7 protein-coding genes are annotated in these 13,366 nt (G+C 38.7%); 5 read left to right on the forward strand and 2 right to left on the reverse strand.

The annotated features are described in order from the left end of the window. Positions 1 to 761 precede the first annotated feature (761 nt). Entirely contained in the window at positions 762 to 1,322 is a 561-nt protein-coding gene (locus DXA87_RS03600; protein WP_117503282.1) for a hypothetical protein, read from the reverse strand. 19 nt (positions 1,323 to 1,341) lie between these two features. Continuing rightward, positions 1,342 to 2,568 carry an N-acetylmuramoyl-L-alanine amidase family protein gene (locus DXA87_RS03605; RefSeq protein ID WP_015553977.1) on the reverse strand — a complete coding sequence of 409 codons (1,227 nt, stop codon included), beginning with the start codon at positions 2,566 to 2,568 and terminating at the stop codon, positions 1,342 to 1,344. Positions 2,569 to 3,058: 490 nt separating this feature from the next. Between DXA87_RS03605 and DXA87_RS03610 the strand changes: the two genes are divergently transcribed. From DXA87_RS03610 to DXA87_RS03635, 5 genes are all read left to right on the forward strand, one after another. Further along, positions 3,059 to 4,684 carry an IS1182 family transposase gene (locus DXA87_RS03610; protein WP_117503283.1) on the forward strand — a complete coding sequence of 542 codons (1,626 nt, stop codon included), beginning with the start codon at positions 3,059 to 3,061 and terminating at the stop codon, positions 4,682 to 4,684. Positions 4,685 to 4,986: 302 nt separating this feature from the next. Then, positions 4,987 to 8,673, forward strand: coding sequence for a SpaA isopeptide-forming pilin-related protein (locus DXA87_RS03615; RefSeq protein WP_117503284.1), 3,687 nt, complete (start codon positions 4,987 to 4,989; stop codon positions 8,671 to 8,673). Positions 8,674 to 9,646: 973 nt separating this feature from the next. Beyond that, positions 9,647 to 10,408, forward strand: coding sequence for a replication initiation protein (locus tag DXA87_RS03620; protein WP_117503285.1), 762 nt, complete (start codon positions 9,647 to 9,649; stop codon positions 10,406 to 10,408). A 112-nt stretch (positions 10,409 to 10,520) separates the two neighbouring features. Next, complete coding sequence (locus DXA87_RS03625; RefSeq protein ID WP_117503286.1) at positions 10,521 to 10,838, forward strand: hypothetical protein; 318 nt, start codon at positions 10,521 to 10,523, stop codon at positions 10,836 to 10,838. 541 nt (positions 10,839 to 11,379) lie between these two features. Continuing rightward, positions 11,380 to 13,323 (forward strand): hypothetical protein, encoded by a 1,944-nt coding sequence (locus tag DXA87_RS03635; RefSeq protein WP_117503288.1) that lies wholly within the window; start codon positions 11,380 to 11,382, stop codon positions 13,321 to 13,323. Positions 13,324 to 13,366 lie beyond the last annotated feature (43 nt).

A 13,366-nucleotide genomic window follows, 5' to 3' on the forward strand; every position in this document is an offset into this window, starting at 1 on the left:
ATTCAGGCACATCGGACATGGTGTACATGCGGCAGGAGCCTTTCTTTTTTCCTGCTCTTTCGTATGTTCGCTCATCTTTTTTACAGATATAAGAGCTGTGATCTGTCTCTTTGTTTACAGTTACGGTTCTATCTATATTTAACGGCTCGACAGATAAGCCCGAAGGCTACCATATCGATTAACGCGTGCCCTCGACGCGGCTGATTTTACAGCTTGTTTCCAGTTTTTCCTGTCTTGACTCAGGGTTCTCCGATTTTCACAGTCTCGGATCAACTGTCTGATACTTTTTACATTTGCTGTTCACAAATGGTTACTAGGCAAAATCTGTAATCCTTACTACCTCCGCAAAAGGCATCATCGGTATTGCTCCGGATTACCCTGGCGTATCGCTCCAGGTATAGCAATGGTAAAAGTTACCAACGTCCGCAAAATCCGCAGACCGCTCAGGGCTTAATGGTCTCTTTAGTCTCGCCCTGTCGAGATAACTACATCTTAGCCCGTATATCCAGATATGTCAACAGATAATACGGATTTTATAAAGATATCGGTTTACCCGTTCATAGTTCGCTCTACGCTCACTATACCCGTGTAAACCGATATTTTGCACACGTATTTTTTCATCTGATTCTTTGCAATAACGCTTTTTACATGATGTTTAAAATTCCGAACGCAGGAGAAAAGGAAGAGCCCGTCACTTATGATAGGCTCTTACTTCTTGCACTAAATTAACTTATATATAATACATACATTACATGATTTTTCTATTGCAATACAATATTGCTTAACACATCCTCAATATATTTATCATATCCTTTTTCTATATTAACTACGAACAATTTATCCTCTATTACCATTGCATAACAATCAAACCAATCATATTTTGATCCCGGACAATAATATGTCAGAACCCCTCCTATATCCTCTTCCGAAAATATACCCGGATTGCTATCTACTATGGAAGCCAATTGTTCATCTCCATTGTTTGACTTATATGTCGCCAACTTTACTTTGAATGTTTCCCCATTTGTTTCGCATTCATATGTTATTGCAGTGTAGCTTTCTGCCACAGAAACCTTTTTATCTACCGCACTAAATGCGGCTGCATTTGAATAGGTTGCAATAATACTACTATTAGAATCCATCATAAATACAGAGACATTGCTCCGTGTTAAAAAATCTTCTATAGAATCATATTCTGTGTTTGCCTCGGATTCAGCAATATTATCATTATTATTAATTGGAGCCGCTTCAGCTGTTTTTCCCTTACAACCAGATAGACCTAAACACATTATTGCTATTAGTATTATGATATTTTTTCTCATATCAAATCCTCCACTGTATCTATAGACCCTGATGACTGCTTCTTACAAAAATGCCATTTCGACAATCCAAACACCAAATATTTTCTGTATATAATGGGAAATTATCATATCCACCATTCATAGTACATAATTTTTCGCTGTCGTGAGGTGAATCTAAGCACCCAAACATATGGGACATTTCATGCTGAATTACACGTATGGTATGTGAAATATCATCTTTATCAGCACCACAATATGTATATTGCTTATTAGTTGTCAATCCATAATTATAGTGATGTTCTTTTCCATTATAACAGCAAAAACGTGGGGTTCCTGACAGGCCCACTACTAAATAGCTACTGTTAGCAGGATATTTTTCTTTAAGAAGATTGGTTAGTTTTATAGAATTTTTATGGTGATATTCTGTATCTGTAGTATCTTTACATTTACTATTTTCCACACAGGTACAATCAGATGTTGTTCCTTGTTTGCACTTATCTATTGGCAACCCAGATGACTCATATTCATCAACATTAAATAATAGATTCCATGTTTTTTCGAATGGTATTCCTACCAGTTCAAATATCTCATCAACCGTTATTTCATCGTTAAATTCAGCTCTAAATGTTGAATCCGTGTAAACATTTATGCCTAATGTAATAGCTTCATTTGCAATGAGACGTCCCGTTGTTTCATCCATATGGAATAACTCTCCACCAATGTTGATCCATCCCGTTGCCATAGAGCCTTGAGGATTATCCCCGGTTTGTTCTAAATATAAATAATAACTATAACCATCAATATTCAACCATCCCATTGCCATAGCACCTGCAGTATGCTCAAACCGTGCAGTCGAATAAAAATAATACCAATAGTTATTTATTTCATACCATCCAGTAACCATTGCACCGATCGGAAAAGTAGAATTACCTGTTGTTTCTAAATAAAACCACTCTCCATTTATATTTTGCCAGCCTCGTAACATATATCCATCTTTGTTAAAATAATACCATTTATTATTTATATATTCCCACTTATTGATAGCATAACTTCCATCAGGATATTCCCACCACCAACCAGTACTATCTTGTTTCCAAGATCCCTTTGCATTTTGAGCTCTTTGTCGCGTATCTGGATAAGAATCTGTTATAATTTTTTCAACAGCATATATTTCTCCTGGCGGATAAACTTCTTCTGCACAAACTATAAAACTATTTATAAGCAGTATGAATAACGTTATTATTGGAAAAAAACTTACCTTTTTCATATGATTCCTCTCGTATTATATATTATATAGTTGATTTTTTATAGGCTACGTCATGCTGTTATTTAATTTGTAAATTTTTACACTTTTTGAGACCATTTATTTTTTACTTTTCCATTTTAATCACCCCTATACTCAATTATATACACGCTTTATTTTGTTTAAATTATAACATCATCTTTTGAAATTATCAATATTTTTCGCTTATATATTTAAAATATCTAATTTAAAGTGTGTTTTTGTAATATATTATATATTATTTTTGTTATATATTAATATTTTGATCGTTATTTGTCTGATTTATTTGATTTATTTGCAACAATATATAAATACAAAAAATGAGAACTCCAAGGTTCTAATATAACCAAGGAGTTCTCATTTTTACTATTTCGCCACTTTTATCCATTTCTATTCAAAGGTATATGATCACATCATATTCCCAACACAAAACGCCGAGCTTCGAAAAGCCCGGCGTTCGTGGTATAATCAGTTTATGCGACTAAACAAAATAATACAGAGAGATTATACCTCTTTTTCTCTGTATTATCAAATCAAACTTCCGCTGGATTTAGAGATTTCTATTCCATCTGATGATCCGGTTCGTCTGGTAAGTGCCTTTGTGGAGGAAATGGACCTTTCTGAACTGTATAAAACTTACAGCAGGATCAGAAAAAATCAGGCAACGCCGCGTCAGATGCTGAAACTCGTCATCTATGCAGTAATGAATCGAATCTACTCAAGCAGGGATATCCAAAAGGCATGCAAACGGGATATCAACTTTATGTACCTCCTGGAAGGAATGCCGGCTCCTGACCATGCAACGATCGCGCGTTTTATCTCCCTGCATTTTTCGGCTTGTGCAAAGGTACTGCTTGCCCAAATGTCAGATCTGCTTTATCTTCTTGGTGAGATCTCAGGAAAGACCATTTTTATTGATGGCACCAAGATCGAGTCTGCAGCCAATAAATATACCTTTGTATGGAAACGGGCTATTACGAAAAATCAGGCCCGGTTATACACAAAACTATCTTCTTTTGTGGCTGAATGTGAAGAACTCTATGGAATCAGGACCGTATACCAAGACCGGATATCCATCCACACATTAAAACGGTTAAAGAAGCAGTTGTGCCGCATAAAAGTGCAGGAGGGAATTGTGTTTGTACATGGAATCGGGCGTAGAAAAACACAATTACAGAAATCTCTGGAACAGCTGGATCAATATCTGGAGAAACTAAAGGAATATACAAAAAAGCTGTATACGCTTGGGGATAGAAACAGCTATTCCAAAACAGACCCGGATGCGACCTTCATGAGAATGAAAGAAGATGCGATGCTGAATGGACAGTTAAAACCTGCTTATAACATTCAGCATGGAGTGGATTCCGAATACATCACATGGATCGATATCAGCCCGCACCCTACCGATACACGTACCCTGATCCCGTTTTTGAAAGACATGGAGAATCACCTAGGATTTAAGTATTCAGAAGTCGTTGCAGATGCCGGGTACGAAAGTGAAGAAAACTATCTTTTCATTGAGGAAAACGGACAGACCGCCTATATAAAGCCGCAGAACTATGAGATTTCGAAGACCCGAAAATACAAAAAAGACATCAGTAGAAGGGAAAACATGGAGTACCATGCAGACAGGGACAGCTACATCTGCCTCAACGGAAGGGAACTAACTGTCACAAATGAACGCAGAAGTAAAACAACTAGCGGATATGTCAGTGTAAAAACTTATTACAGAAGCCCAGACTGCACTGGTTGTCCTTATAAAACGGAATGTATCAAGGGAAACAACTGCAAAACACCTATGGAAAAGCGCAATAAAGTGCTGATGGTTTCAAAAACAATGAGCCAGAAACGCGCAGAAGATCTGGAACGGATCACAAGTGAGTATGGAACGATACTCCGTATGAATCGCAGTATTCAGGCAGAAGGTTCTTTTGCTGACGTAAAAGAGGACATGAATTTTCGAAGATATCTGTATCGTGGAAAGGCAAATGCACTGGCAGAGAGCATCCTTCTGGCGATGGGACGAAATATCAATAAGCTTCATTGCAAGATTCAGACCGGAAGAACGGGAAGTTATCTTTTTCCATTAAAAAGGGCATAGATTTTGATAGTTGAAAACAAAACAGCCTGAAATAAGGCATGCCGAAAGGGATGCCTGGGAATGAACTGCGTTTATAAAGAATGGCATCGAAAACGTGACCGATTTCGATGCCATTTGGGCATAAAGCAGGGCTGCCGCCCAGCAAAAAATATTTGCTAATGCGACAGCCCCTTTTTGTATTTTAAAAATGCCAATATTTGCATATTTTTTATTCGATTATTGACATTTTTCATTTTAAATCCCATCCCCCTATGATATAATAGGCTATGAAAAAAATCATTTCAAAAGAGGAGGTATGAACCATGGCGAAAAAGCGATATGGACGAATCATATTATCGTGGCTGTTTGCGATAATCATGATGATATCAAATATTCTACCCGCATTTGCCACGGGAAGCGCAGATTCACAATCGTTAAAAATTAAAGTAACGGTTGTAAATGCCAGCGATGAAAACCAGTATTTGGAGGGAAATGGAATCACTTTAAAATCCCTTTTCTCAAGTTACGAGGAAACCAAATACACAGACGAAAAAGGATCCGTTGAATTTACAGGACTTGCCCCTGGAAAATACCAGGTCATCGACAGTGATCCCTTACCGGGATGGAAAAAGCTCACCACCCCATACACATACGATCTTTCTTCGGATTGGAGTTTCACGATTCAAAAAGAATCTCTTGCCGAGAAAGTAGCTCTCACACTGGAAAGCGTAGACAATGACGATAAATCCGTTCCTGTCGGAAACATTGCTTTTGAGCTGCATAATCCAGATGGAACTGTCAGCAACGTCAAAACTGATGCCTCTGGAAAATGCCTGGTCGGAAATGTTGTCCAGGGACAGTATTATACCGTGCAGTCTTCCACTGTGGAAGGATATAAGCTCGATAAGGAACCATTTGACTTCGATGTTTTAATTCCAGATGATAAGGAGTATACCTCTTATGCTATCACTGTTAAAATTCCGATTCTTAAGGATAAGGGCGATAGCGGGGAGACTAAAAAGGGAACTGCCAATATTTCTTTAAAAACGAAAACCGACAACAACCCTATTTCCGGTGCAGAATTTACCCTCTACGATTCCACGGATGATTCCGCGATCACCACTGGAACAACCGATTCCAATGGTATGATCAAAATCACGGATCTTGAAGTCGGAAAATACTACTTCAAGATCACAAAAGTCCCGGAGAAATACTTAATTGATACGAACGAAAAATTCGAATTTGAAATCACCAAAACAAACATTGAGTTCAATCTGAATCTGACGGTTGATGTCAAAGACGAAGTGACAGATGGTACAGTAGTCGTTACTGTATCTGATCAGACAAGTGGAGACAGCATCAGCAACGTAACCATCAAGCTTATTTCTGGATCAACCGAAATAACAGGAACGACAGATGCCTCCGGTATTGTTCGATTTGCTGGACTTGCTTTTGGAACATACAAAGTATCCGAAGTTTCCGTTCCGGATCCATATATTCTTTCTGACGATGTTCATACGGTTACTGTAAGCAAGGAAAAGTCAACTTGCAACTTCAACATCAGAAAGATCAAATCCACGGATGTAAAAGGAACCGTAAACGTATTTCTCCAAGATGTCGATACAAAAGAAGCCATTGCAAACGCCAAATTAGCGCTTTACAAAAAGACTGGCGAATTCGTTATGATCACCACCACTGACGCTGCCGGTAAAGTTACAATTACAGATTTAGCACAGGGTGATTATTATTTTACAGAAGATCAGATGCCGGAAAACTACAGTGTTTCCGATAAAAAATATGAATTCAGCCTGAAGGACCGTGTCCTTACGGTAAATCTTACGCTCCAGAAAGCAAAGGATTCCGTTCAGTATAACAGTGGCTATCTCAAAGTCACAGTGACGGATCAGGATGATACATCAAAACCAGTGGTAGGAGCTACCTTATCACTGCTTAAAGAAGATCTTTCGATCTTTGGAACCTACAAAACAAACAGCAGCGGACAGTTCGAAGTTAAGAACATTCCGCTCGGAACCTATTACGTTTCCGAGTCAACCATGCCGTATGGATACAACATTTCCAAGAATAAAACCACAGTCACCTTTACAAAGGGGCAGCCAAAAGTTTCCCTCACATTCCGCAAGATCTACTCCAATGGAAGCGGCGGCAGTGGTTCCGGATCCGGAAGTGGTGGAAGTGGATCTGGCTCAGGAGAAGAAACAAAAACCGGAGCAATCAATGTAACAATTGTTGATAAAGATAAGCAGACTCCGATCAGCGGAGCAACTATCAGCTTCTACAAAAAAGATGGTAAACATATTGCCACAAAAATTTCTGATGAAAACGGAGTGGTCAAGGCAGAAAATCTTGCTCTGGAAGAGTATTACTTCACGGAAGATTCCATGCCGGCAGGTTACAGTGCTTCCCAGACCAAGCATTCTGTCAACCTCACAAAATTCAATGTGTATAATATCAAATTAGAAAAAGCATATACCGGTTCCAGCTCTGGAGAAGATAAAGATGTTCGCGGCAGCATCAAAGTAAAAGTTGTAGATGCCACAAGCGGCACAGCCATTCCAAATATGACGCTTGTTCTTACTTCTGCAACAGGTGACTTCCAGGCTGAATTCGTTACTGATAACAGCGGATGCGTTACATTCAACGACCTTACCATGCGTAAGTATTTTCTCACAGAAAAAGCGGTACCAACAGGATACACTCTCAACCCGGAAAAACGAGAAATTGATCTTTCCGTTTCTCAGTTTGAAGTGACATTAAAGAAAGCTACATCGGGATCGTCCGGATCAGAAGCTAAGACTGGAACAATCAATGTCACTATTGTTGATCAGGAGAAGAACACCCCCATCCAGTCAGCTGTTATGTCTCTCTACAAAGCAGACGGATCCTTTGTTGGCGATTATACAGTGGATGCGAATGGTAAAATATCCATCAACAATCTGGAACTGACAGAATATTATTTAAAAGAGAAGAGTATGCCTGATGGCTATACCGTATCTGATAAGCATTATCAGATGCCATTAACGAAGGATATTGCGACATACACTTTTACCTTATCAAAGCTCAAAAAGAGCAGCGGCAGCCAGACAACAACCACGACTACCACAGGAACCTTCAATCTGAATCTTGTAAATCAGAGCGGAACAGGACTTGCAAATGCGACCATCGCGATTTATAAACAGGATGGTACTTTGGTAAAAACATATGTCACTGACACAAACGGAAAAGTAAGCGCATCTTTAGCATATGGATCTTACTATATGCTTGAGAAGATCATGCCAACCGGCTATCCGCTTTCTTCTCAAAAATATGAGTTTACTCTGAGTGACAGCTGCGTAACAATGACCTTTGATATTAAGAAATACAAGACTTCGTCCAGTAGCGGATCCAGCAGTTCAGGTGGAAGCTCCGGAGGCGGATCTCACAGTAGCAGTCCCTCCAGCGTAAAGACTACAACCGGAGGACCGAATGGATCGTCTTCCTCTGTAATTCCAATCTCTGATGGAACATGGAAACAAGATTCCAACGGTCGTTGGTGGTACCAGTATGATATCAAGACGGCAGTGAAGGAGAATATTACTTATCCGAAAAACAAGTGGGTTTACATCTGCAGTAATGGTGGAACCAACTGGTACTATTTCGGAAATGATGGATTTATGAAGACTGGTTGGATCATTGTTGGCAATAACTGGTACTATCTGAATCGTAATGGTGCTCTTATCACAAACACCTGGTTCTTCGATGGAAGCAACTGGTATCATATCGATGCTTCTGGAAAGATGGAGACTGGATGGATATTATCAAATAACCGGTGGTATTATCTGAACACAGTCAGCAATGGTACAAAAGGTGCTATGTTGACAGGATGGCAGTATATCAATGGAAAATGGTACTATTTGAATCCGGTCAGCGATGGTACAAAAGGAGCGTTATATGTGAATACGGTTACTCCTGATGGATATCGTGTAAATGGAAATGGTGAATGGGTAGCATGATTTTATCAGAGGAGAAAGTGAAATCTTTCTCCTCTTGCTTTCCTTTCCTGTCCTGTCTATTCGCCATTTCCCACCGTTTTTATAACTAAGGGTATAAATTACTATGGTATGGTGCAAAAATCCGCTAAAATGGCAACCAGGCAGTTCTAGTTATCAACAATGCCTGGCGTTTTGTACATACTCAATCATATAAGCGATGGGATAATTGAAAATTTTTGTTTCCTATTTTATAAAAAACCACGTTTAGATGTATCTTGAAAGGTATAAAGAAATATATAGATAGAATACTTTTATACTTCGTATTTATTACTTAGGAGGCTGGAAATGCCTATAAATAAAGGGTTTTTCCGGAGCAAAAACCACGTTTAGATGGTTTTTCGACCACGTTTGGATGTATTTTCGACCACGTTTAGATGGTTTTTCGACCACGTTTAGATGTATTTGTGGAAAAAGAGTAAACGGATAAAAAACCACGTTTAGATGTATTTTGATTTTTGAGATCAATCAAAAAAGTAAACTTTTCACACAGGAAAAATGTAAAAAGTGACAATAAAAAATAACAATCGACAAAAACCACGTTTAGATGTATTTGTGGTGAAAACCATGCAGATGAAAAACCACGTTTGGATGTATTTTGGAGGATATTTGCGCAACAGAAACGACCACGTTTAGATGCATTTTTGAAAGGGTATGCGTGGATGAAAAACCACGTTTAGAGGTATCATGATTTTTAAGATTCTTGAAAATGTAAACTATTCACATAGAAAAATGAAAAAAAGTGACAATAAAAAATAACAGTTGCCAAAAACCACGTTTAGATGTATTTGCAGGAAAATACTGCGGAAATGGAAAAACCACGTTTAGATGTATGCCAGGTAAGTGCGATACAATAGAAAAAAACCACGTAATTGACAAATAGTGGTTTTTAATATATAGTTATATAGCAGACTACCTTATACAGAGTGAGGATTGTATGGCGAAAAGAAACAGGAGCATAGATCAAATAGATGGTCAGATGTGTTTTGATCTCAGCACAGATCGACTACAGTATGTTGTACAGGCAAACAGACTGATCGAGGGCAAACAGAACCTGAAATTAAATTCAGCAAAAATATTGAGACTGCTTATCATGCAGATTAAGCCAGACGATGATGATTTTAAAACATATCGAATAAAAATCGCGGACCTTGCAAGGTTACTAAGAGTAACGTCACAAACCCTGTATCGAGATATTGATATTTTAACAAACGATATTTTAACAAATTATGTGACGATTCGAGATTCAAGTAAGACTGGATTTGTGAAAATTCCCTGGGTGACAGCATGCGCCTACCATTCATCAAAGGGACTTTCGGTTATGCTGAACCCACTGCTGAAACCTTATCTTCTGGGATTGAAAGACCACTATACGCAATATCAGCTGGACTGCATTTTAAGGATGCGTTCTACATATGCATTACGAATCTTCGAGTTATTAGAGAAAGAGAACATGTTAAAATTTCTTCCGAAAGAGGGAATAACCGTTGATCTGACAATTCAAGAGATCAGAGAGGCTTGTGATTGCGAGGAAAAGTATCAAAAAATTAGTCAATTCCGTCTCAGAGTGTTGGATGTCGCAGTAAAAGAAATACAGCGGACAACCACTTACGAGGTAAGCTATAGTCCGATAAAAAACGGTCGGAACATTGATGCTGTTCGATTTCAAATTCTCCCCAAATTTCGTCCTAAAGACTGATGCAAAACAGAGCAACCAAAAGTGTTGCTCTGTTTTTTTATGGAATATAAGTATTTACATATATTATACAAAATGATATAATAATAAAAAATCAAAGCAAAGGAGAAGAATCATGAGTAACCGACTGGTAAAAACGAAAACAACAATGGTGCCAAATCAGGGAATGGAAGATAAGGAAACACTCATTCAGGAAATACTGGAGAAAGTCGATCAGGGCAGAACAACAGCGATGTTTCTGGCATTTGGTGCAACTTTAAAGGAGAAGCTGGGAGTAAGTGAGGAAATGCTATTTGAGATTTTCGAAGGAGTGGACCAGCTCATGGGGACCTATAACACGATGTCATCCATAAAAGAATTCCGCAAATTTGTAGCAGACACATACCAGTTTGATGTCGCTTATGATGCAAATGATGTTCTGAAACCGGAATAAGAGAAGAAGGAAAATCCCATGCGTGTGAATAAGTCTTTTTGTGTCCATTCTTTGTGGGTGGCATCGATTATATTCTTTATATTGCGAATCATGTATGTGATTGGGATTCAGTTGTCGGAAGCAATGTTTCTGTTATTCTTCAAAATTTTGCTGATGTGGAGCGCAGTTGTTTTGGTAATCGAATTGCAGCCACAAAGATCCAATAGGCTGGAACAGTTCCAGTTTTGTGATAGTGCGAGTGAGTCGGATCCCATTCCTGAAACAATGTATATTCGTTCCAGGCATACATTTGACAGGGAAGAGCGATATATCGTTGACTTAAGCGGAAATATCTATTATCAGATTAAGACTCAACGATCCATCCGCAACATGAATCAGATACGAGTACTTGATGTATATCGCGGTTGCGAGGAAAAGATCGGGACCGTTTTAATTTTTGCCGTATTCCTGGCTGGAGCCGCAATTGTATGTATTATTCAAGGGATCCGCAAAATAAGATGAGGTGTTTTTACTAAATCGAAAAAAATATTGGAGGAAATATATGGAAGAAAATAGAACATGGGAAGCAGATAACTACTGGATCGAATTATTGAAAAAATACAACCGATCAAAGCTCGAAGAATTAAGGAAGGAAAAAGCAGGAAAAAATGGAGCGATTGTACTGGATCCTACGGATACAAGCACTCCCGCCAGACTTTATGAAAATATTTCTTCAACGGAAATCCTGGAACAGCAATTAACCCTAGAGCGTCAGATCACATCAATGGCAGATATGCTGGTACTTTTGGATCGTGAGAATCCTGATTTTATAGGTGAAATAATTTCTTGCGAAAAAGGAGAGAAAATAAGGAAGGAGCAGGAGAATCATTCCCTTTCCGATGTACACGAAAGAATACTCCTCTCAATCCCAAAAACATTCCGCTATATCAATCTGCAGACAGCCTTGATCTTGGCAATGGAAGATACGGAAACACAGGGAAAAGTGGATAAGGAAGCGCGTAAGCGGTATTCCTGGTATTTTTCAAATCCGAATAAAATTGTAAAACGCTATATATCAAGCATCAATCGAGAACTTGGAAAAGATGGTCATTTTCGTCCGGCTATTTATGGAGAGAACTGGAAGGACAATTCAGCGCTTAAGGATACAATCATAGTGCAATATATCATGGGTTGGCACAGGAAAATGGTAGAGGGATCCAAAGACTATGGTTTTCTTATTCAGATGAAATGGATTCAGTTCAGAAACATCCTTGTGGATAGAGAGACTGTAAATAGTCTGGATAAATTGGCAATTCAGCTTGGCTATGATGAAACTAAAAAGCTTGTCGCAAGTAAGGTATTTGCTAAATATGCAACCCGCTGTATGGAAACAGCTGCAACATGGCTGGATGATCAAGTTGAAAAATGGGAAGTTTTTTCTTTTCGGGATGAGGAAAAGGTAGATTACCGTGCATTTGAATATGTCCAGTCGATCTTCGATGACATTTTATTCATGGCACAAAATCCAAATGATAATAGCACCCTGTATGATAAGACAAATTTTGTCCCATTGGAGTGCAGCCCTCTGGGGATTGCATTTGATCTCATAAATGGTATCAAGTGGTATCCAAAATTCGGTCACGAGGAAGAGAAGAAAAAACTTTTTTATGAAGCAGCACTCAATTGTTCAGCAGCATGCGCAGCAATCGAGTTTGAAGGAGCGGATATTGATGATTTATCTGCCACCAACCTCATCCGACTGTCGAAACTGACCGACCCACAATGGTTTATCATAAATCTCTTTTATTCCTACGTTATAAACCAGATCGCGTGGGAGTACCGGGAAAAGGACCTGGATGCGAATTATTTATTGAATAAGGAATATGAAAGCTTATTAGCCAGAGCAAGAGAAGAGTCCATGGAAACGATTCAGAACTTGAAAGAACAAGTGGAAGATCAAAGACAGAAAATTGAGCAGCTTCAAAGCACGATTCGCTGGAAAAATGACAGAGAAAAAGAAACGGATCAGCTTGTGGCGGGCAAAACGGATAATCTCAATGACCAGATTCGTATTTTGGAAAAGAAACTCAGCAAAATGCAGGATGTGCTCCTGGAAAAGGATGCACTCATCGAAGAGCAAAAAGCACAGTTGACTGATTATGAGGAAATACTGAAATATAAGGAGGATGAGGGACAGGCGGAAAATGAGGAATGTAGCCTGGATGAATTGAAAAAGCAGGTGATTTTATTCGTTGGAGGACATGAGGATCTGCTTACCGAATTGAGGAAAGAGTTGCCACTGTGTAAATTTCTGTCAAAAAGTACAGAACCCATGCCGGACATGAGTAAAATCGACCGGGTGGTTGTCTTTTATAAATTTGCAAACCATACTACATTTAATAAAATCATGGCAAGCGTAAGAAAAATCCAGATTCCGGTTCAGTATATTGATCGGAAAAATTATAGCCAGGTGTTAGAGCAGCTGAGAAGAAATACGATAAGCTAAGTGTTTTCTCGTAATATATGTATTTACATATATTACACAAATG

Source organism: Desulfotomaculum sp. OF05-3 (genome assembly GCF_003435535.1).
In the GTDB taxonomy this organism is placed as follows: Bacteria; Bacillota; Clostridia; order Lachnospirales; family Lachnospiraceae; genus Pilosibacter; species Pilosibacter fragilis.

Excerpts from the sequence above, each read along its gene's own strand:
- DXA87_RS03600 (WP_117503282.1), bottom strand. The coding sequence starts at position 1,322 with ATGAGAAAAAATATCATAATACTAATAGCAATAATGTGTTTAGGTCTA.
- DXA87_RS03605 (WP_015553977.1), bottom strand. The coding sequence starts at position 2,568 with ATGAAAAAGGTAAGTTTTTTTCCAATAATAACGTTATTCATACTGCTT.
- DXA87_RS03610 (WP_117503283.1), top strand. The coding sequence starts at position 3,059 with ATGCGACTAAACAAAATAATACAGAGAGATTATACCTCTTTTTCTCTG.
- DXA87_RS03615 (WP_117503284.1), top strand. The coding sequence starts at position 4,987 with ATGGCGAAAAAGCGATATGGACGAATCATATTATCGTGGCTGTTTGCG.
- DXA87_RS03620 (WP_117503285.1), top strand. The coding sequence starts at position 9,647 with ATGGCGAAAAGAAACAGGAGCATAGATCAAATAGATGGTCAGATGTGT.
- DXA87_RS03625 (WP_117503286.1), top strand. The coding sequence starts at position 10,521 with ATGAGTAACCGACTGGTAAAAACGAAAACAACAATGGTGCCAAATCAG.
- DXA87_RS03635 (WP_117503288.1), top strand. The coding sequence starts at position 11,380 with ATGGAAGAAAATAGAACATGGGAAGCAGATAACTACTGGATCGAATTA.